This window comes from Streptomyces sp. NPDC015171 (genome assembly GCF_043079545.1).
Classification (GTDB): domain Bacteria; phylum Actinomycetota; class Actinomycetes; order Streptomycetales; family Streptomycetaceae; genus Streptomyces.
The window spans coordinates 139,959-159,740 of the sequence record NZ_JBIBUO010000010.1 but is presented as its reverse complement, the minus strand read 5'-3'; the positions used below and the strand labels follow the sequence as shown (position 1 = coordinate 159,740).

The following is a 19,782-nucleotide window of genomic DNA, read 5'->3' as shown; positions in this document are numbered from 1 at the left end:
GGGCATGGAAAGGCCCGGTTGCTGGCGACGGGGGATGCACCAGCAACCGGGCTACTGGAACGGTAACAAGAGATCGGCGGTTCGCAAATTCCGACTTGGCGATTCGGACACCGATTTCCCTGTCAGAACCGGGAGTTGTGACAGGAGTCACCTGTGGTGCGGCACGGTGTCACGGCTGACCGACCAGTCAGCCGTGACACCCGCGGCGGGGCCGGATCAGCTGAGCGTGACCTGCCGGTTGGTCAGCCCGCCGCGCGCCCGGCGCTCGTCCGCGGTGAGCGGTTCCGTGACGGCGAGGGCGGCGGCGAGGCGCTCGGCGAACTCGGCGGCCGGCTTCTCCACGTCCTCGGCGGTGACCCCGCTCGGCAGGTCCCACACCGGCACGGTCAGGCCGTGAGCACGGAAGGAGCCCACGAGCCTGGTGCCCTCCGTCAGGGCGGAACGGCCGGCCGCGTGCAGGCGCGCGAGAGCGTCCAGAAGCTGCTCCTCCGGATGCGGCATGACCCAGCGCAGGTGGTTCTTCTCCGGGGTCTCGCACCAGTACGCGGCGTCGACGCCGGACAGCTTCACGGTGGGGATGGCGGCGGCGTTGGCCCGCTCCAGGGAGGCGGCCACCTCCGGGGTGGCGTTCTCCGCGTCCGGCACCCAGAACTCGAAGCCGCTGTGCACGACCGGCTCGAAGGCGCCCTCCGGGTCCAGCAGGTCCTGCAGCCGCGGGCCCTCGGCGGGGGCGCGGCGGCCCTGCACCGGGGTGCCGGGCTCGGCCTCCAGCGCGCGCAGCAGGGTGTCGGCGAGGTCGCGGCTGATGTCGCCGGACGCCGTGTCGTTCTGCAGGCCGAGCAGGACCGAGCCGTCGTCCCGGCGCAGCGCCGGCCAGGCCATCGGCAGCACCGTGGCCAGCGTGACCGACGGGACGCCCTCGGGCAGGCCGTCCTTCAGGGGCAGCTCGGCCGTCGCGGCCGGGACCAGCTCCCGCAGCGCGACCCAGTCGCACTCGCTGGGCAGGCCCTCGAACGGGCGTCGTACCAGCTCGGTCGCGGCGTGCGCGGCGGCCCGGCCGTGGCAGGCCTTGTACCGCCGGCCGCTGCCGCAGGGGCAGGGCTCGCGGGCGCCGACTACCGGGACCTCCCCGTCGATCCGCTTCGGCTCGGACTTCGTCTGGGGTCGCTTCTTGGCCATGGTGGGTGTCTCCCGGTTACGGCTCTTCTGGTACGGCGGGAGCCTAGCCGTTCGGGCCATGGCCGACGGGAACCTGTGGACAACGCACGCACGCTCGACGCCGGTGGTGTGAATCCGCGGGCCCCTCGCGGGCCCGCGCCGGCCGGGCGGCCCGATGGCGGCGGGCCCCTGCCGGCCGCGCGCGCCCGGTCAGTCCAGGTCCTCGAAGGCGTCCGCGAAATCCAGCTCCGACAGGTCGGGCAGCCGCACGTCCCGGGCCGTGATGCCCGAGAGCGGCAGCTCCGGGGCCGGGGTGCGAGTGACGCGCGTAGCGAAAGCGTCATGACGGCACCCGGCATCGGGATCGTGGACGTCCTCGTGGACCAGCGCCCAGACCGTCACCTCGCCGCGGGTGTCGTCCCGGACGCCCCAGTCGTCGGCGAGGGCCGTGATGATGTTCAGCCCCCGGCCGCCGTGCGCGGTCACCGACGGAGTGGCCGGCGCCGGGCGGGTCGGGCCCCCGCCGTCCGTGACCTCCACGATGAGCCGCCCGCGCGCGTCGACCTCCCACGCGGCCCGGACGTCGCCGTCCCCGGACGGCGCGTCCCCCAGGGGCCGCCCGTGCTTGCACGCATTGCTCAACAGCTCCGAAAGGATCAGTACGGCATCGTCGATGACCGACTCCGATACGCCACCGCTGCGCAGCTGCGCCCGCATCCGGTGCCGTGCCTTGCCCACGCCCGCAGGGCCATGGGGTACGGCCATGCTCGACGACGTGGGCACTTCCTGTGCCACCACCAACGCCACCCCCGAGACCTCCTTCGCCCCACGCCAGGGGTTGGATGCCCCATTGGCCTGTACCGGAAACCGGCCAATCCTCTTCCGGTGACGCATTCAACAGGGACGTACACGCAGCGAACGCGCCGGAGCACTCCCTGTGACGCACACGCTTCGACAGCGGTCGTTCTGGCCGGATTCGGGCGGTCTCGGGCGGGGAAGGGTGCGCTCAGCGCCCCAGCCGCCGGAGCACCTCGCGCGGGCGGTTGGTGATGATGGCGTCGATGCCCAGCTCCACGCAGAGGTCGACGTCCTCGGGCTCGTTCACGGTCCACACATGCACCTGGTGGCCGGCCCGCTTCAGCCGCTCCACATAGCCGGGGTTGTTGCGCACGAGGCGGATCGAGGGGCCCGCGATCCGCACCCCGGCGGGCAGCCGCCCGTCCCGCAGCCGGGGCGAGAGGAACTGGACCAGGTAGACCGTCGGCAGCGTCGGCGCCGCGGTGCGCACCCGGTGCAGCGAACGCGCCGAGAAGCTCATGATCCGGACCGAGGACTCGGCGGCGGAGGCCGGCGCGTCCAGGCTGAACCGCTTCAGCAGCGTCAGTAGCCGGTCCTCGACCTGGCCGGCCCAGCGCGTGGGGTGCTTGGTCTCGATGGCCAGCTCCACCCGCCGCCCGGCGTCCGCGACCAGTTCGAGCAGCCGCTCCAGGGTGAGCACGGAGGTCTCCTCGCGGTCCTCCGGGCGGTGCTCCCAGTCGGGCTCCTCGTCGCGCGTGCGCCAGGCCTCGCGCGTCTTCCAGGAGCCGAAGTCGAGGGCGGCCAGCTCGGCCAGCTCCAGCGCGGAGACCGCGCCGCGGCCGTTGGAGGTACGGTTCACCCGCCGGTCGTGGACGCAGACCAGATGGCCGTCCGCGGTCAGGCGTACATCGCACTCCAGTGCGTCGGCGCCGTCCTCGATCGCCTTGCGGTAGGCCGCGAGGGTGTGCTCGGGGGCGTCTTCGGAGGCGCCCCGGTGGGCTACGACCTGGAGCGAGTGCTGTGGTGCGTGGGTCACCGCGTCATGGTGCCACCGTCGCCGGGTACACGGGGCGGCGCCTATGCGTCCGGGTGGCGAACGGGCACATGCGCCCTGTTCATTTATGTAACTTTTGCCTTAATAGTCATAAAAGATCCAATATAAAGACGGGTGCCGGACCCACAGGCACCGCTTATGGTGCTCTGACGGCCTGTGGGAAAAGCTGAGTGTTGACCAGTACGACTGACGACTGCAGGCGTGGACCGAGGAGAAAACAGCTGTGAGCACCGAGAACGAGGGCAACCCGGTACCCCCGGCGCCGTCCGCACCTCCCGTGCCGACGGCCTCTCCCGCCGCCTCCCCGCAGGGCCCGGCGCCCGAGGGGAACGCACCGACGGCTCAGCTTCCGCCCGTGCCCCCGGCGAGTCCGGCGGCCCCCGGCTCACCCGGACAGAGCACGTTCCACCAGCCGGTCCCGGCGGGCCAGGCCCCCGACGGCTCCTGGCCGCCCCCGCCGCCGGCCACCCCGGCCTACGCCGACGGCGGCCCCGGCGGCCCCGGCGCCGGCTGGGGAGCCTCGTACCAGCAGCCGGCCCCCGGGCCGCGCGGCGGGCGCGGCGGGCTCGTGGCGGCGGTCCTGGTGGCCGCGCTGGTCGCGGGCGGCCTGGGCGGCGGCCTCGGCTACACCCTGGCCCGGGACCGGGACGACCGCGGCTCCACCACGGTCTCCGCGTCCGACAGCGCCACGCAGGTCAAGCGCGCGCCCGGGACGATCGCGGGCGTGGCGAACAAGTCGCTGCCCAGCACGGTGACCATCGAGGCCGAGAGCAACAACGGCGAGGGCGGCACGGGCACCGGGTTCGTCTTCGACACCCAGGGCCACATCGTCACCAACAACCACGTCGTCGCGGAAGCGGTGGACGGCGGCAAGCTCACCGCCACCTTCCCGGACGGCAAGAAGTACGACGCCGAGGTCGTCGGCCACGCACAGGGCTACGACGTGGCGGTCATCAAGCTCAAGAACGCCCCGTCCGACCTCAAGCCGCTCGCCCTCGGCGACTCGGACAAGGTGGCCGTCGGCGACGAGACCATCGCCATCGGAGCCCCCTTCGGGCTGTCCAACACGGTGACGACGGGCATCATCAGCGCCAAGGACCGCCCGGTGGCCTCCAGCGACGGCAGCTCCACCAGCAAGGCGTCGTACATGAGCGCCCTGCAGACCGACGCGTCGATCAACCCCGGCAACTCCGGCGGCCCGCTGCTGGACGCCACCGGCGCGGTCATCGGCATCAACTCCGCGATCCAGTCGAGCAGCAGCGGCGGCTTCGGCTCGGGCCAGTCCGGCTCGATCGGCCTGGGCTTCGCCATCCCGATCAACCAGGCCAAGTACGTCGCCCAGCAGCTGATCAAGACCGGCAAGCCGGTGTACGCCAGGATCGGCGCCTCCGTCTCCCTGGAGGAGTCCACCGACGGCGCCAAGATCACCGACCAGGGCACGGGCGGCGCCGCGGCGGTCGAGTCGGGCGGACCGGCGGCCAAGGCCGGCCTGAAGCCCGGCGATGTCATCACCAAGCTCGACGACCACGTGATCGACAGCGGCCCCACCCTGATCGGCGAGATCTGGACCCACAAGCCGGGCGACAAGGTCACCATCGCCTACAAGCGGGGCGGCCAGGACCACACGGTGGAGCTGACGTTGGGCGCCCGGGAGGGCGACAGCTGACGCCGTCCGGCGCCCGAGGCGGACCACGCCCGCACGTCCCGGCGCGATCCCGGTACGCTGTACCAGCCCTGCCCCCGGTGGCGGGACAGAGGTGGGTTGCCCGAGCGGCCTAAGGGAACGGTCTTGAAAACCGTCGTGGCAGCGATGTCACCGTGGGTTCAAATCCCACACCCACCGCAGCGGTTCGGCCCGGATGCCGGACGCGAGGGGCGTCTCCCGAGGGAGGCGCCCCTTCCGTGTGGTCCCCGGCGGGTCCGGGAAGGCGACGCGGACGTGCCGCGGGCCCGGCGGGGTCAGCAGGCCGGGCGGTGCCCGGTCATCCGGGCCGCCGACGCGATCGTCGCCCGGGCCTCGCGTTCCGACAGGCCGGTGTGCAGGGCCGCCTCGGTCAGGGGGGCCGCCAGGGCGGCGCCGATGCCGTTCTCGTAGGCGCGGCAGGCCGCCCAGAAGAGCCGGGTGTTGCGCTGGCCCTCGTGGGCCGAGAGGACGAACTGGACCAGGCCGCGGCCGTGGTCGCCGGGGGCGGGCGACGCCGCGTGGCGGGGGCGCGGCGGGGGCAGCAGGAGGCGGAGCAGGGACGGCGGGCAGGGGGCCGGCGCCAGCTGGGCGGTGCCCGGCGCGGCGGCGTAGACACCGTGGTCGGTGCGGGAGCCGGGGCCCACCAGGTAGCCGCCGGCGCCCCGGATGTCGATGCCGGGGGCGAGCCGGCCGGCCGAGTTGGGCACGACCGCGTCCGGCGGCCCGGTCAGCCACAGGTGGCGGCCCCCGCTCGGGGTCAGGACGACGACCGTCTCGGGGATCGTGAACAGGTGCCGCAGGGCCAGTTCGCGCAGCGCGGCCGAGGAGTCGGTGCCGGACTTGGTGTCCAGGTCGACGCCGATCAGGTGGTACGGGGGCAGCCCGCAGGCGATGCCGTAGCCGGTGGCCCAGGGGGCGGCGGCGAAGAGCCGGCGGATGCGGGCCGGGTCGGTGGAGGCGTCGTACACGCCGTGCCCGAAGCGGCCGCACGCGCCGTGGCAGGGGGCGGGGTCGGGGTCGTCGCGGTGGGGGGAGCGCAGGGCCGGGAGTTTCGTCCGGGACAGGGGGATCACGGCCAGGCCGCGTTCGGCGGCTGACAGGGCGTGTGCGAGGGCCAGCGTCGTGGCCTGCCGGTCGGTGGTGGCCATGCATTCATGTTCGTACGTACGTTCGAAAAAGGGAAGGGCGTCATCGGCGACGCGCCGGGCCGGAACGGATTGACCGGAAAAGTGCCGGAACGATTCATCCCTTGTGTCGCTTGAGGGGTGGAAGTCCCTACTGGGCCGGACCGGGGGGTGGGATGACCAAAGGTGGCGATAGGGGTTTATCGACTTGTCATCACGCTTGCGTGCGAATCAGGGGTTCCGGGGTGGTTCGCCGGGGATTCGGTGGGCAATTCTTGAGGCGCGACGTCGTCCACGACAGTCGAGGCGGTCGGCCAACTGCCTTGATACAAGCCGTAGTTCACATACTCCTGGCCCTCGGGCCTGAGTGCTTGGTTCTGGAGGAACAACATGGCAAGCATCCGTACCGCCCGCGTTCTCGCCGCCGTCTCTGCTCTTCCGCTGGCCGCCGCTCTCTTCACCGGTGTCGCGGCGGCGGACAACGGCGGTGTCGCGGACGACGGATCGAACGCGGGCGTGGCCAGCGTCATCGGCAGCGGCGTGGGTCACAACAACAACGGCAACTCGAACACCACGCAGCAGAACGCGGTGGGCGCGGGCGCCTCGAACCAGAGCAACACCGCGCAGGTGAACGGGTCCGCGTGGACCGCCATCCAGCAGGGCAACGAGAACGTCGCCGTCCACTTCACCCAGCTGTGGTGGTGACGCTCAGCTGAGGTCCCTCGTGGGGAGGGCCTCTGGGGGTGCGCTTCAGGGTCGCAACACGTCAGCGCGGCGGCACTTCGGTGCCGCCGCGTCGGCGTTTCCCGGTCCGGTGCGGGCGTGCCCGACCTTGACACTCCACCGTATCTGACGGACAGTCAGAAACCGTCCGGGCCCGAGCCAGGGGGTGGTGGCGTGAGCGACGAGCAGGGGTACGACGCACTGGGCGCGCGTCTGAAGGAGTTCGAGGGCCGGCCGGCCGCCGTCGCCGGCACCGGCAAGGACCCGGTGAACGCGCCGATGATCCGGCACTGGTGCGAGGCGATGGGCGACACCAACCCCGCCTACACGGGACCGGAGGCCATCGCCCCGCCCGCCATGCTCCAGGCCTGGACGATGGCCGGCCTGTCCGGGCACCAGGACCGCACCGGCGCCTACGACGAACTCCTCGGCCTGCTGGACGCCTCGGGCTGCACCGCCGTCGTGGCCACCGACTGCGAGCAGGAGTACCTGCGGCCCCTGCGGCCGGGCGACGAGGTCGCCTTCGACACGGTGATCGAGGAGGTCTCCGGCCGCAAGACGACGAAGCTGGGCACGGGCTACTTCGTCACCACCCGCACGGACGTCCGGGTGGGCGGCGAGCCGGCGGGCACCCACCGCTTCCGCATCCTCAAGTACGCCCCCGCGCCCCGACCGCCCGCCGCGCCGCAGAGGAGCGCCGAGCCCGGGAAGCCGGGGGCGCTGCGCCCCCGCCCGGTGGTCAACCGGGACAACGCGGGCTTCTGGGAGGGCGTGGCCGCTCACCGCCTGCTCATCCAGCGCTGCACCGGCTGCGGCACCCTGCGCCACCCCTGGCTGCCCGGCTGCAACGCCTGCGGCGGCCTGGACTGGGACACGGTGGAGGCGAGCGGCGAGGGCACCGTTCACTCGTACGTGGTGATGCACCACCCGCACTTCCCGGCCTTCACGGAATCCGGCACCGGACCCGACGGATCCGACGGAGGCGCCGGAGCCGACGGGCCGTACGCCGTCGGGCTGATCGAACTCGCCGAGGGCGTGCGGATGGTGAGCAACGTGGTCGGGGTGCCGTACGACAAGGTGCGCGTCGGGCTGCCGGTGCGGCTGGTGTTCCGGCGGTACGACGCGGAGCTGACCCTCCCGGTGTTCCGGGCGGTGGACCGGTGAGGGCCGGCGAGCGGCTGCCCGAGCTGCGGATCCCGGTGACCCGCACCCTGATCGTGGCGGGCGCGATCGCCTCCCGTGACTACCAGGACGTGCACCACGACCCGGAGCTGGCCGGGCGGAAGGGGGCCCCGGACGTCTTCATGAACATCCTGACGACGAACGGCCTGGTCGGCCGGTACATCACGGACCACTTCGGCCCGACGGCGATCCTGCGCAGGGTCGCCATCCGGCTGGGGGCACCCAACTACCCGGGGGACACCATGGTGCTGACCGGCAGTGTCGAGGAGGTCGACGGCGACACGGCCGTCGTCCGGGTCCTCGGCGCCAACGGGCTCGGCGCCCATGTGACGGGCACGGTGACCGTCACGGTGCCCGTGACGAACCCGGAGGCCGCCTCATGAGCCTGCGCACGCGTGACACCCTCGGCGGACGCGCGGCGATCGCCGGCGTCGGGGCCACCGAGTTCTCCAAGGACTCCGGGCGCAGCGAGCTGCGGCTCGCGGTGGAGGCAGTGCGCGCCGCGCTCGACGACGCCGGGCTCACCCCGGCGGACGTGGACGGCCTGGTGACGTTCACGATGGACACCAGCCCGGAGATCACCGTGGCCCAGGCCTGCGGGATGGGCGAGCTGTCCTTCTTCTCCCGGGTCCACTACGGCGGCGGGGCGGCCTGCGCCACCGTGCAGCAGGCGGCGCTCGCGGTGGCGGCAGGCGTGGCGGAGGTGGTGGTCTGCTACCGGGCGTTCAACGAGCGGTCGGGCCGCCGGTTCGGCGCGGGCGTGCGGCACCGGGAGCCCACGGCGGAGGGGGCGGCGCTCGGCTGGATGCTCCCGTTCGGGCTGCTCACCCCGGCCTCCTGGGTGGCGATGGCGGCCCAGCGGTACCTGCACGCGTACGGGCTGACGACGGAGGCGTTCGGGCAGGTGGCCGTCGTGGACCGCGGGTACGCGGCGACCAACCCGGCCGCCTGGTTCCACGGCCGCCCGATCACGCTCGCCGACCACGCCGCCTCCCGCTGGATCGCCGAGCCGCTCCGGCTGCTGGACTGCTGCCAGGAGACCGACGGCGGGCAGGCGCTCGTCGTCACGTCCGTGGAGCGGGCCCGGGACCTGCCGGGGCCGCCCGCCGTGATCGCCGCCGCGGCCCAGGGCGCGGGCCGGGCGCAGGAGCAGATGACCAGCTTCTACCGGGACGATCTGACCGGCCTGCCGGAGATGGGCGCGGTGGCCCGCCAGCTGTGGCGCACCTGCGGCCTCGGCCCGGACGACATCGACGTGGGCATCCTGTACGACCACTTCACCCCGTTCGTGCTGATGCAGCTGGAGGAGTTCGGGTTCTGCGGCAAGGGGGAGGCGGCGGACTTCGTGGCGGAGCGGCGGCTGCCGCTGAACACGCACGGGGGCCAGCTCGGCGAGGCGTACCTGCACGGGATGAACGGCATCGCGGAGGCGGTGCGCCAGCTGCGGGGCACGGCCGTGAACCAGGTTCCGGGGGCGGCCCGTACCCTGGTGACGGCGGGCACCGGGGTGCCTACATCGGGGCTGGTCCTGACGGCGGACGGCTGAGGTCTCGGGGTCCGACCCGCAGACGGGGCTGACCCGCAGTCCACCTTCAGGAGGTGGGGCGGGCCCCAGCCCTACAACCTGAGGGGGACTCTCCTTCGGGACCTGCGGCCGATCCCCGGCGCGGGACCCGCTTCTAGCGTGGAGGCATGACCACACCCGTCTGCACCAGCGCCTCGGCCGCCGCCGCTCCCGGGCGGCAGACCGTCCCGCACGCCCGCCTCCACGCGCGCGCCGGGACCCCCGCCTACCCGTCGTTCGCGTCGTACGTGCGGGCCCGTCAGACGGTCCTGCTGCGCACCGCGCGCTCGCTGACCGCGAACCCGTGCGATGCCGAGGACCTGCTGCAGACCGCGCTCGCCAAGACCTATGTGGCCTGGGAGCGGATCGAGGACCAGCGGGCGCTCGACGGCTATGTGCGCCGGGCGCTGCTGAACACCCGCACCTCCCAGTGGCGCAAGCGCAGAGTGGACGAGTTCGCCTGCGACGAGCTGCCCGAGCCGGACCCCGAGCAGGGCGGCGACGACCCGGCCGAGCGGCAGGCGCTGCGCGACGCCATGTGGCGGGCGGTCCTGAAGCTGCCGGACCGTCAGCGGGCGATGGTCGTCCTCAGGTACTACGAGGACCTCAGCGAGGCCCAGACGGCCGAGGTGCTCGGCGTGTCGGTGGGCACGGTGAAGTCGGCGGTGTCGCGCGCGCTGTCCAAGCTCCGCGAGGATCCCGAGCTGGTGCGGGCCCGTTAGAGCGGACGGAGACCAGTCCCCTTCAGCACAGTGACATAACACCTAGTGACATACCGCGTGGTATGCACGGAGAATCGGCGCAACCTCTACTCCCGCGTAGGCAATGTCGCCCAGGAGGACGCCGTGCTGAGCACCATGCAGGACGTACCGCTGACCGTCACCCGCATCCTCGAGCACGGGATGCTGGTCCACGGCCGGTCGCAGATCATCACCTGGACCGGGGAGGACGAGCCGCAGCGGCGCAGTTTCTCCGAGGCGGGAACGCGCGCGGTGCAGCTGGCGAACGCCCTCAGGGACGAACTCGGCATCCGCCGCGACGACCGGGTCGCCACGCTCATGTGGAACAACGCCGAGCACGTCGAGGCGTACTTCGCGATCCCGTCCATGGGCGCGGTGCTGCACACGCTCAATCTGCGGCTGCCCGCCGAGCAGCTGGCGTGGATCGTCAACCACGCCGCCGACCGCGTCGTCATCGTCAACGGCTCGCTGATCCCGCTGCTCGCGCCGCTGCTGTCCAGGCTGCCGACGGTGGAGCACATCGTCGTCGCGGGCCCCGGTGACCGCTCCCCGCTCGCGGCCGCCACCGCGCGGGTGCACGAGTACGAGGAGCTGATCGCGGGCCGGCCCACCGCCTACGACTGGCCCGAGCTGGACGAACGCCAGGCCGCCGCGATGTGTTACACCTCCGGCACCACCGGCGAGCCCAAGGGCGTCGTCTACAGCCACCGCTCGGTCTACCTGCACTCGATGCAGGTCAACATGACCCAGTCGATGGGCCTGACCGACCAGGACACCTCGCTCGTCGTGGTCCCGCAGTTCCACGTCAACGCCTGGGGCCTGCCGCACGCCACCTTCATGACCGGCGTCAACATGCTGATGCCGGACCGCTTCCTGCAGCCGGCCCCGCTCGCCGAGATGATCGAGCGCGAGCGGCCCACCCACGCGGCGGCCGTCCCGACCATCTGGCAGGGCCTGCTCGGCGAACTCACCGCGCGCCCCCGGGACGTCGCCTCCCTCACCCAGGTCACGATCGGCGGCGCGGCCTGCCCGCCGTCCCTGATGGCCGCGTTCGACAAGCTCGGCATGCGGGTCTGCCACGCCTGGGGCATGACCGAGACCTCCCCGCTGGGCACGGTGGCCCGCCCGCCGGCCCACGCGATCGGCACGGACGAGGAGTTCGGCTACCGGCTCACCCAGGGCCGCTTCCCGGCCGGCGTCGAGGGCCGCCTCACCGGTCCCGACGGCGAACGGCTCCCCTGGGACGGCGAGTCGGCGGGCGAGCTGGAGGTCCGCGGCCCGTGGATCGCGGGTGCCTACTACAACGGCCCCGACGCCGAACCGCTGCGTCCGTCGGACAAGTTCAGCGAGGACGGCTGGCTGAAGACGGGCGACGTCGGCACGATCTCGCCCGACGGCTTCCTCACCCTCACCGACCGCGCCAAGGACGTCATCAAGTCCGGCGGCGAGTGGATCTCCTCGGTCGAGCTGGAGAACGCGCTGATGTCCCACCCGGACGTCACCGAGGCCGCCGTGGTCGCCGTACCCGACGAGAAGTGGGGCGAGCGCCCGCTGGCGACCGTCGTCCTCCGGCCCGGCGCCGGCGCCGACTTCGAGACCCTGCGCACCTTCCTCGCCGAGGAGGGCAGGATCGCCCGCTGGCAGCTGCCCGAGCGCTGGGCGATCGTCGAGGCGGTCCCGAAGACGAGCGTCGGCAAGTTCGACAAGAAGGTGCTGCGCCGGCGGTACGCGGAGGGATCGCTGGACATCACCCGCCTCTGACCCGCCCGCGGCCGGAGCCCGCGCCCGCGGGCTCCGGCCGGTGAGCGGGGCAGGGCTCCGGCCGGTGAGCTGGGGGGGCGGCCGGCGGAACCGTACGCGCCATCCGTACGGCCCCGCCGGGGACCAGCGGTCGCACCGGCGGCGGGGCGCGCGGCCCCGGGCCGGCCTAGTTGGTGCCGACCCGGGCCAGCAGATCCACGATCCGGCCCTGCACCTCGGTGCTGGTGGACCGCTCGGCGAGGAACAGCACCGTCTCGCCCGAGGCCAGCCGGGGCAGCTCGGCCTGGTCGACGGCGGCCGTGTAGACGACCAGCGGGGTGCGGTTGAGCAGGCCGTTGGCCCGCAGCCAGTCCACGATCCCGGCCCGCCTGCGGTGCACCTGCAACAGGTCCATCACCACCAGGTTCGGCCGGAACTGCCCCGCCAGCGTCACCGCGTCGTTGTCGCTCGCGGCCCGCGCCACCTGCATCCCGCGCCGTTCCAGCGTCGCGGTCAGGGCCAGCGCGATCTCCGCGTGCTCCTCGATGAGCAGCACCCGCGGCGGGTGCTGCTCGCTGTCGCGGGGAGCCAGCGCCTTCAGCAGCACGGCGGGATCGGCGCCGTACGCCGCCTCGCGCGTCGCCTGCCCGAGCCCGGCCGTGACCAGCACCGGCACCTCGGCGGCGACGGCGGCCTGGCGCAGCGACTGCAGTGCCGTCCGGGTGATGGGCCCGGTCAGCGGGTCCACGAACAGCGCGGCGGGGAAGGCCGCGATCTGCGCGTCGACCTCCTCGCGCGAGTGCACGATGACCGGCCGGTAGCCGCGGTCGCTGAGCGCCTGCTGGGTGGTGACGTCCGGCGCCGGCCACACCAGCAGCCGGCGCGGGTTGTCCAGCGGCTCCGGGGGCAGCTCGTCGTCCAGCGGCTGCGGACGCGGTGTGTCCGCCACCTCGACGGCCCCGCCGGGACCGTCCAGCGGCTCGGGCCCCTCGGCGGCATCGGGCCGCGGGGCGCCTATGGCGTACGACCGCCCGGCCCCCTCGGTGCCCGGGACCGGCCGGGGCTGACCGCCGGGCGCGGGCTGCGGCGCGGGCTGCGCCGCCGGCGGCTGACCGCCGGGCGAGGGCTGCGCGGGCGCCGGTTCGGCCGACGGGTGCGGCCGGGCCGACTGGTCCTCGCGCGGCTCCTGCGGCTGCGGCTCCGGGCGGTCGGGGGGCGTGCCCAGCTTGCGCCGCCGGCCCGAACCGCCCGGCGCGTGCGGCGGCGGGGTCGCCGTCGGCTGCTGCACCTGGGCGGCCTGCCGGGCGAACGGCACACCCTGCCCGAGCGTGCGGACGCTGATCGCCCGCCCCTGCGTCGAGTCCGGGTCGACCGGCACACCGCCCGCCGCCTCGGCGGGCAACGGCTGCGCGACCCGCTGCGGTCGCGCGCCGCCGGACCCGGCGGGCAGCGGGGTGCCCGGCGCCGGGGCAGCGGCGGCCGCCGGTCCGGGGACGGGAGTTCCGGCAGCCGGTGTGGCGGGCGCCGGGACGGGCCGGCCGGCGCCGCCGGCCGTGTCGCCCGCACCGGGCCACTGCTGCGGGACGCCACCGGGCAGCACCGGCCCGGACGGGGCCCCCTGCGGCCCCGACGGCACCGGTCCGGTGCCGGTCTCGGCGGGCAGCGGCAGCGCACCCGGGGGTGTCACCGGGGTACCGGCGGGCGGGGTGCCCGGCTGCGCGGCGGTGCCCTGGGCGGGGGTGGCCGAGGCGGCGGGCGCCGGGGGTGCGGGCGCGGGCCGACCCGTGCCCGCCGTCCCCTGCGCCGGAACGCTCCGCGTCCCCTGGCCCGCCGGTGCCTGGCCGGGCGCGGCCTCCGGTGCCACCGCCTGGGCGGCGCCGGACTGCTGGGCCATGGACCGGCGGCGCCGGCCGGTCGGGGCGCTGGTCGGATGCGGGTGCGGCGGGGTGTGGTCCTCGTCCTGGTCGAGCGGTACGGCGTCGTGCCGGGCGGCGTCACCCGGGACGCCCGGGGCGGGCACGGCCGGCTGAGCGGGCACCGGCACCGGGCCGGCGCCGGCCGGCGCAGCCGTGACCGGCGGGCCGTCGGCAGCGGGAGCCGCGCCCGCAACGCCCGGAGCACCGGCGTCCGGAGCCACTGGCACGGCCACGCCGTCCCCCGCCTCGGCTTCGGGTGCCGCTTCCGGTGTCACGGGGGAGCGGTCGGCGTCGGCGGGCGGCAGGGCGAAGACCGTACGCGGCCCGGCCGCCTCCTGTGCGGCGGCGCGTTCGGCCGCCGCGGCCAGCGCCCGCCGGCGCCGCCCGGTCGGCTGCGTGCCCTCGTCCTGACCTTCCTCGCCGCCCTGCGCCGCGACCGCCGGGTCGCCCTCGGCGGGCACCGGCTGCGCGGCAGGCAGCGCCGGCGGCAGAGCGGCCTGCGGGGCGCCGTCGCGGCGGGCCCGCCGGCCCGTCGGCCCGGGCACGCCCTGCGGCGGCACGGTGCCGCCGAGTCCGTTGCCCGAGGCGGCGGCCCCCGCGCCCTGCTCGGCCGCGGTCATCACCGCGCCCTCGGCCACGTCCTCGCCCTTGCCCGCATCGGGGCCGGCGCCTTCGGCGGCGGCGTTCTCGGCGGGCCGTCCGCGGCGCCGCCCGGTACCGCCGGACGCGCTCTCCGGGCCCTCGGCCGGGGGCACGGCAGCCTCCTCGGCGGGCGCGGCGGCCCGCCGCCGGCGCCGGCCGGTCGGCACCGACGACTCCGCCTCACCGGCGTCGCCCGGGCCGGCCACGTCACTGTCGAGGAAGGCGTCCGTCGAGCCCCTGCGGGCCCGCCGCCTGCCGCCCGCCGCCTGCTCGGCGGCGCCGGGGTCGGGCGCGGCGCCCGCACCGGCCTCCAGGACCAGGGCGGAGCCCCGGGCCGGTGCGGCGACCGCGCCCGCCCCGCCGCCGAGCGGCACTTCGAGCACGTACGCGCTGCCGCTCATGCCCGGCACCTCGTGCGTCTGCAGCACGCCCCCGTGGGCGCGCACGATCCCGCGCACGATCGGCTCGTGCACCGGGTCTCCCCCGGCGTACGGACCGCGTACCTCGATCCGCGCGACCTCGCCGCGCTGGGCGGCGGCGACCACGACGGTGCTGTCCAGATAACCGCCCGCCGAGAGGGGCGTGTTGCCGGTGGCGTCGACCCCGGCGACATCCGCCACGAGATGCGCGAGCGCGGTGGCGAGCCGCTGCGGGTCGACCTCGGCCTCGATGGGCGGCGCGTGCACGGCGAACTGCACCCGTCCCGGGCCGATCAGCTCGACGGCACCGTCCACACCCGCGGCGACGACCGCGTCCAGCATCACCTTCGTACGGGTGATGTCCTCGCCGCCCGCGTCCAGGCGCTGGTAGCCGAGGACGTTGTCGATGAGGGTGGTGATCCGCGCGTACCCGGCGGACAGGTGGTGCAGGACCTGGTTCGCCTCGGGCCACAGCTGCCCGGCGTCGTCGGCGGCCAGCGCCGACAGCTCGCGCCGCAGCTCGTCCAGCGGGCCGCGCAGCGACTGCCCGAGCAGCGTGAGCAGCTGCTCGTGCCGCCCGGCGAGGGCCTCGTAGCGGTCCTTCTCCCGCTCGGCGAGCGCGGCGTAGCGCTCCTCGCCGGCCGCCAGCTCCTCCTCGTGCTGCTCGCGCAGTTCCTCGGTCTCGGTGACATGCCGCTGGCGCAGCGCGGTCAGATCGGAGGCGTGCTCCTCGGAGAGCTTTTCCAGCTCCTCGGCGTGCGCCTTCTCCAGCGCTTCCTTCTCCTCGACCAGGCTGTCGTACGGCCGCCGGTCGGCGAAGGTCATCACGGCACCGACGAGCTGGTCCCCGTCCCGCACCGGCGCGGTGGTCAGATCGACCGCGACCTTCTCGTCGCCCTTGGACCACAGCACCTGCCCGCGCACCCGGTGCTTGCGCCCGGAGCGCAGGGTGTCGGCGAGCGGCGACTCCTCGTACGGGAACGGCGAACCGTCGGCGCGCGAGTGCAGCACCAGCGTGTGCAGCTCCTTGCCGCCCAGCTCGCCCGCCCGGTATCCCAGTATCTGGGCGGCGGCGGGGTTGACGAGCACGATGCGCCCGTCGGTGTCGGTCCCCACGACCCCTTCCGAGGCCGCTCGCAGGATCATCTCGGTCTGCCGCTGCGAGCGTGCCAGCTCCGCCTCGGTGTCGACGGTCCCGGACAGATCCCGGACCACGAGCATGAGCAGCTCGTCACCGGTGTAGCCGTAACCGTCGTACGCCTGCTGCCCGTTCTCCAGGTTCGCGCTGGTGACCTCGACCGGGAACTCGTTCCCGTCGGTGCGCCTCGCGACCATCCGGGTCGGTTTGGTCCGCCCCCGGGGATCCATGTGGTCGGGTCGCCGCATGGACCCGGGGATCAGCCTGGAATCGAACTGGGGCAGCAGATCGAGCAGCCCACGCCCCACGAGCGCCGTGCCGGGAGCCTCGAAGGCCTCCAGCGCGATGGTGTTGGCGTTGACGACTGTTCCGTTGGCGTTGACCAGGACCAACGCGTCCGGCAGCGCGTCGAGTATGGCTGCGAGGCGAGCAGCGCCTCGGGATGGCCTGCTGCTCACGAGACGCCTTCCTCCCTGTTACCGCACCTTGCCGACCGCTCGGGCCATCTTGCCAACCGGCCCGCGACGTGTCACGCGAGGGAGTCTAAAGGCACGGGTCGCGCTCGCGGCGCCGGATGAGAGGGACGTCCCACGTGGAAGTGACGGCGAACGCGTGACCGCACGCCCCCGCGCCCCGATTCTTCCCCGGTCGTCCCCGGGACCTTTACGGAACCAACGCGTCCGCCAAGCACCCCGGGACCCCTCACCCATGACCCGCGCGAGCCCCTCCTCCTCCCTCTCCCCCTCCTCCTCCCTCTCCCCCTCCTCCTCCCTCTCCCCCTCTCCCCCTCTCTCAGCTTTCCCCTCGCCGCTCCTGCGCCGGTCGCTACGCCTGCCTTCGCGTGCTCCCGCCCGTCGCGGGCAGCAGCGGCACCATCCGGTCCCACCGCTCGATCGCGCACCCGTCGGCGCGGTCGTAGGAGGCGTCGACCGGCCGGCCGGCCCAGGTGCCGGTGACATGGGCGGTGGCCGGACCGCCGTAGATCATGGTGCAGGTGGTGCCGGGGGCGGCCGGCGCGAAGGGGTCGCGCCCCCAGCGCGTGCGCGTGTCGAGCGCCCGGCAGGCCCCGGCGGGGTCCGGATGACGGCCGCCGTCGGGATGGCAGCGCACCTCGTACGTCCCGTCCCGCCCGGCGCCGGCGTGCCGGACCACGACGGTGAGGTGATCACCCTGGTCCTCGGCCCTGACGGGCGGCGGCGCGGCGGCGGCCGGTACGGCGGTGAGCGGTACGAGGACGGCGGTGGCGGCGGCGGTGGCGAGGGACGCCCTGAGGAGGCGGCGCCCGGTGACCGGCGGGACAGAGACCATGGTCTGTCCAACGCGGAATCCGCCGGGACGTTGCGCCGCACCACCGAACGAAGCCCTTTGCCCTGTGCCCTGCCTGCCTAGTACCGTAGGGGGCGATTGGTGACAGGGCACTCGCCTGTGTCATCATCTGCACGCACCACTCGCGCGCTCGCGTGAGCGGTTGTGCTGGAGGCGTCGCCTAGTCCGGTCTATGGCGCCGCACTGCTAATGCGGTTTGGGCCTTAAAGCCCATCGAGGGTTCAAATCCCTCCGCCTCCGCCCCCTCCGAAGCCCCGGTCCCCAGGACCGGGGCTTCGGCGTTCCCAGAGGTCTCTCCCGTATCTGCGCCGCACCCCCCGCTGTGGACGTTTTCGCAGGTCGCAACGGGTATGCGGATCGGATTTCACATGACGGCGGCAGTCATGTAATGTTCTTCCTGTCGCCGCGAGCGGGCCGAAAGGGCCGGGAACGAAGACAAAACAAAAGAACAAGCACTCGTAGCTTAACGGATAGAGCATCTGACTACGGATCAGAAGGTTGCAGGTTCGAATCCTGCCGAGTGCACATAGGTGAGAGGCCCCGGAGAGATCCGGGGCCTCTTGCGTTTCGGGGGCGTACAGCGGGAAGTACAGCAACCGCCTGTCCTCGAACATGCGGGTGACGCTGCCCGGCGGGCGGCAGAGTCGGCGAGGAAGCGGCGGCTTCGGCCACGGACCAGGGCTTGATCCTGTGCCGTCGCGGTGGGCACCTTGACCGGGAAGGCTACGTTCTTGCCGATCTCCTCCCCGGACACGGCATGCGTCAGGGCGCGCGGAGAGCGTCGCGTGCCGCCTGGACGACAGGTCGGGAGGGGCGTACCTCGCAGACTCACCGATCGCGCAGCAGCGCTCCTGAGCCGGCCGCGCTGGCGTTCTTGCCCTGGGCGCAGCACCGGCAGGTGACAGCGAGCTTGCTGATCCACTCCCGGACGTCCCGGACCGAGCCTTCGTAGGAGACGTGGGTCAGTGGTGCCAGATTGGGCTGCTGGGCGGGCTGAGCACTGAGTGCGGTCACGTACTCCGGCGGCAGGGCGACGCGGCGGCCCGATCCCTGCGTCTTCGGTGCGAACGATCAGTAGCTCGCCACCCATGCGCTGAAGAGCCTGCCGGATGGTGAGGAGCCCCTCACGGAGATCCACATCCGACCAGCGCAGCCCCGAGCAGCCCACCCCGCCGACCAGACCGACACCGGCCAAGCGAGATCACACCTGAGGGTCTACGGCCTAGCTGAGGGCCTTACCGACCTCGTAGATCGTGGGCCTGTCTTCGGGCGCTGAGCTGAGCATGGCGTCGATCAGTGCGCCCAGCTCGCCATGCGCCTTCACTGGCCGGCGCTTGCCACTCGCGACGGCTTGTCTCTGCTCAGGGCGGGGTGCGTCGTCCGGGTACTCGACGGCCCGCCAGCCCGTGGCGGAAATGAGCAGGGACGCGCCGAGCGCATAGATGTCGGCTTCCTGCGTAGGCTCTGCCTCTCCGGTGGCAAGCAAGCTGCGCGCGATCTCCGGCGCCTCGTAGTGGACGAGGCAGCCGCGGAACGGGAAGTCGTACCCCTCCGGGACGTGTCCGCCGCGAGCCAAGGCCAGGTCGATGAGGTGCGTGCGATCCGGGCCGATGATGAAGTGCGCGGGCTGCACGTCGCCATGGGCCCAGCCTTTGCCGTGCAGCTCGGCCAGCGCCTCTACGCAGCCGAGGGCGGCACTGGTATGAGGCTCCATACGAGAGTCCGGCTCACGACAGGGCTTCCACAGCTCATACAGGTCGGGTCCCTCGTGCCACGGCTGGAAGTTCCAGGTGCCCTGCTCCCATTCGCCGTACGCGAAGTCATCGAGGCCGAGTCGGTACAGCACGGCCCCTTCGCGTGCGGGAGCGAGGGCCGTCCAGGGCTGTGCGGGCCAGTCGGCCGTGGCCTCGATCGGGTACCCGACCTTGACGGCGTAGTGCCCCCGAGGGCTCTCGACCTCCCTGACCATCGAGCCCCGACGATTGACGACCAGGCGCTGGGCCTTGGGCATGAGTGCATCGAGCACGACGATCGGCAGTTCAGGGGGTGTCCCGGACAACGTCTGTTCTCCTTCCGGGCAACGCGGCCGACCCCCTATCTAGGCCGGCCGCGTCGCTATGTCGTGTCGCTACGCCTGACCGTAGGGACGGCCGCAGTCCGCGTCGCACTGCGCGAGGTTCGTGCCGTCCACGGTCCAGAGGTCGTCGAAGACCATGAACCCGGCCGCCTTCATCGCGTGCGCGGAGGCAGCGACCATCTCAGGGTCACGCCCACCAGCGCCCGGCTTCGGGTTGTGGTGGAGGAAGCGGCCGGCGAACCGCTGGCACAGGTCGGCGTACTCCTTCGTGTGCAGGATGAGCGCGTGCAGACCGAGGTCCACGTCGTCCGACGGGACCATGGGAACGGTCGCGGTCGCGGCGGCGACCACGAAGGCCACCGCCTGGTCCGCGATCCGCTCGGCCCGTTCGAGGGACTGCCCGTTGTGGACGATCACGAAGTGGGTGAGGCTGTCGAACAGCTCCTCACCAGCCACCGCGCGACCGGTCTTCTGGTCGTTGGCCGTTGCCGTCATGC

The 19,782-nt window shown here is 73.4% G+C and carries 16 protein-coding genes and 3 tRNA genes; 10 read left to right on the top strand and 9 right to left on the bottom strand.

The window, feature by feature from the left end:
- Nucleotides 1-216: 216 nt before the first annotated feature.
- The 3 genes from ACF073_RS26360 to ACF073_RS26350 form a co-directional block, all read right to left on the bottom strand.
- Entirely contained in the window at nt 217-1,179 is a 963-nt protein-coding gene (locus ACF073_RS26360) for a DUF5926 family protein (RefSeq protein ID WP_392073847.1), read from the bottom strand.
- Nucleotides 1,180-1,368: 189 nt separating this feature from the next.
- On the bottom strand, nt 1,369-2,052 hold the full coding sequence (locus tag ACF073_RS26355) for an ATP-binding protein (protein WP_392073846.1): 684 nt from the start codon (nt 2,050-2,052) through the stop codon (nt 1,369-1,371).
- Between the two features lie 112 nt (nt 2,053-2,164).
- Nucleotides 2,165-2,992 (bottom strand): glycerophosphodiester phosphodiesterase, encoded by an 828-nt coding sequence (locus ACF073_RS26350; protein ID WP_392073845.1) that lies wholly within the window; start codon nt 2,990-2,992, stop codon nt 2,165-2,167.
- A gap of 241 nt (nt 2,993-3,233) precedes the next feature.
- On the opposite strand from ACF073_RS26350, the gene ACF073_RS26345 reads away from it, so the two are divergent.
- The gene (locus tag ACF073_RS26345) at nt 3,234-4,676 is read left to right on the top strand and encodes a S1C family serine protease (RefSeq protein WP_392073844.1); all 1,443 of its coding nucleotides are present in this window, start codon (nt 3,234-3,236) and stop codon (nt 4,674-4,676) included.
- A gap of 90 nt (nt 4,677-4,766) precedes the next feature.
- Nucleotides 4,767-4,853 (top strand) — tRNA-Ser (locus ACF073_RS26340).
- Nucleotides 4,854-4,969: 116 nt separating this feature from the next.
- On the opposite strand, the gene ACF073_RS26335 is transcribed toward ACF073_RS26340, so the two are convergent.
- The gene (locus ACF073_RS26335; protein ID WP_392073843.1) at nt 4,970-5,842 is read right to left on the bottom strand and encodes a bifunctional DNA primase/polymerase; all 873 of its coding nucleotides are present in this window, start codon (nt 5,840-5,842) and stop codon (nt 4,970-4,972) included.
- Between the two features lie 366 nt (nt 5,843-6,208).
- On the opposite strand from ACF073_RS26335, the gene ACF073_RS26330 reads away from it, so the two are divergent.
- The 6 genes from ACF073_RS26330 to ACF073_RS26305 all read left to right on the top strand — a co-directional run bounded on the left by ACF073_RS26330 (nt 6,209) and on the right by ACF073_RS26305 (nt 11,788).
- Entirely contained in the window at nt 6,209-6,523 is a 315-nt protein-coding gene (locus tag ACF073_RS26330) for a hypothetical protein (RefSeq protein WP_392073842.1), read from the top strand.
- Between the two features lie 192 nt (nt 6,524-6,715).
- Nucleotides 6,716-7,705: a bifunctional MaoC family dehydratase N-terminal/OB-fold nucleic acid binding domain-containing protein gene (locus ACF073_RS26325; RefSeq protein WP_392073841.1), complete on the top strand. Its 990-nt coding sequence runs from the start codon at nt 6,716-6,718 to the stop codon at nt 7,703-7,705.
- Nucleotides 7,702-8,106 carry a MaoC/PaaZ C-terminal domain-containing protein gene (locus ACF073_RS26320; RefSeq protein ID WP_392073840.1) on the top strand — a complete coding sequence of 135 codons (405 nt, stop codon included), beginning with the start codon at nt 7,702-7,704 and terminating at the stop codon, nt 8,104-8,106. Before ACF073_RS26325 ends, ACF073_RS26320 begins: the two co-directional genes overlap by 4 nt.
- Entirely contained in the window at nt 8,103-9,269 is a 1,167-nt protein-coding gene (locus ACF073_RS26315; protein ID WP_392073839.1) for a lipid-transfer protein, read from the top strand. Before ACF073_RS26320 ends, ACF073_RS26315 begins: the two co-directional genes overlap by 4 nt.
- A 146-nt stretch (nt 9,270-9,415) precedes the next feature.
- The gene (locus tag ACF073_RS26310) at nt 9,416-10,009 is read left to right on the top strand and encodes a SigE family RNA polymerase sigma factor (protein WP_392073838.1); all 594 of its coding nucleotides are present in this window, start codon (nt 9,416-9,418) and stop codon (nt 10,007-10,009) included.
- A gap of 123 nt (nt 10,010-10,132) precedes the next feature.
- A complete protein-coding gene (locus ACF073_RS26305) occupies nt 10,133-11,788 on the top strand; it encodes a long-chain fatty acid--CoA ligase (protein WP_392073837.1) in 1,656 nt (551 codons plus the stop codon).
- A 166-nt stretch (nt 11,789-11,954) separates the two neighbouring features.
- Here the strand turns inward: ACF073_RS26305 and ACF073_RS26300 are convergent, their stop codons facing one another.
- The gene (locus tag ACF073_RS26300) at nt 11,955-16,340 is read right to left on the bottom strand and encodes a PAS domain-containing protein (RefSeq protein WP_392073836.1); all 4,386 of its coding nucleotides are present in this window, start codon (nt 16,338-16,340) and stop codon (nt 11,955-11,957) included.
- Between the two features lie 367 nt (nt 16,341-16,707).
- Entirely contained in the window at nt 16,708-17,190 is a 483-nt protein-coding gene (locus ACF073_RS26295) for an SSI family serine proteinase inhibitor (RefSeq protein ID WP_392073835.1), read from the bottom strand.
- A 167-nt stretch (nt 17,191-17,357) separates the two neighbouring features.
- Between ACF073_RS26295 and ACF073_RS26290 the strand changes: the two genes are divergently transcribed.
- Together ACF073_RS26290 and ACF073_RS26285 are read left to right on the top strand one after the other, a co-directional pair.
- Nucleotides 17,358-17,448, top strand: a tRNA-Ser gene (locus ACF073_RS26290).
- A 212-nt stretch (nt 17,449-17,660) separates the two neighbouring features.
- Nucleotides 17,661-17,733, top strand: a tRNA-Arg gene (locus tag ACF073_RS26285).
- Between the two features lie 303 nt (nt 17,734-18,036).
- Here the strand turns inward: ACF073_RS26285 and ACF073_RS26280 are convergent.
- The 3 genes from ACF073_RS26280 to ACF073_RS26270 all read right to left on the bottom strand — a co-directional run bounded on the left by ACF073_RS26280 (nt 18,037) and on the right by ACF073_RS26270 (nt 19,780).
- Nucleotides 18,037-18,222, bottom strand: a complete 186-nt coding sequence (locus tag ACF073_RS26280) for a hypothetical protein (protein WP_392073834.1) — start codon at nt 18,220-18,222, stop codon at nt 18,037-18,039.
- Nucleotides 18,223-18,430: 208 nt separating this feature from the next.
- Nucleotides 18,431-19,267, bottom strand: coding sequence for a protein kinase (locus ACF073_RS26275; RefSeq protein WP_392073833.1), 837 nt, complete (start codon nt 19,265-19,267; stop codon nt 18,431-18,433).
- Between the two features lie 69 nt (nt 19,268-19,336).
- A complete protein-coding gene (locus ACF073_RS26270; protein WP_392073832.1) occupies nt 19,337-19,780 on the bottom strand; it encodes a hypothetical protein in 444 nt (147 codons plus the stop codon).
- Nucleotides 19,781-19,782 lie beyond the last annotated feature (2 nt).

What these genes read in the sequence shown, in the direction of transcription:
- ACF073_RS26360 (WP_392073847.1), bottom strand. Translation starts at nt 1,179, where the DNA reads ATGGCCAAGAAGCGACCCCAGACGAAGTCCGAGCCGAAGCGGATCGAC.
- ACF073_RS26310 (WP_392073838.1), top strand. Translation starts at nt 9,416, where the DNA reads ATGACCACACCCGTCTGCACCAGCGCCTCGGCCGCCGCCGCTCCCGGG.
- ACF073_RS26315 (WP_392073839.1), top strand. Translation starts at nt 8,103, where the DNA reads ATGAGCCTGCGCACGCGTGACACCCTCGGCGGACGCGCGGCGATCGCC.
- ACF073_RS26335 (WP_392073843.1), bottom strand. Translation starts at nt 5,842, where the DNA reads ATGGCCACCACCGACCGGCAGGCCACGACGCTGGCCCTCGCACACGCC.
- ACF073_RS26270 (WP_392073832.1), bottom strand. Translation starts at nt 19,780, where the DNA reads ATGACGGCAACGGCCAACGACCAGAAGACCGGTCGCGCGGTGGCTGGT.
- ACF073_RS26355 (WP_392073846.1), bottom strand. Translation starts at nt 2,052, where the DNA reads ATGCGTCACCGGAAGAGGATTGGCCGGTTTCCGGTACAGGCCAATGGG.
- ACF073_RS26330 (WP_392073842.1), top strand. Translation starts at nt 6,209, where the DNA reads ATGGCAAGCATCCGTACCGCCCGCGTTCTCGCCGCCGTCTCTGCTCTT.
- ACF073_RS26295 (WP_392073835.1), bottom strand. Translation starts at nt 17,190, where the DNA reads ATGGTCTCTGTCCCGCCGGTCACCGGGCGCCGCCTCCTCAGGGCGTCC.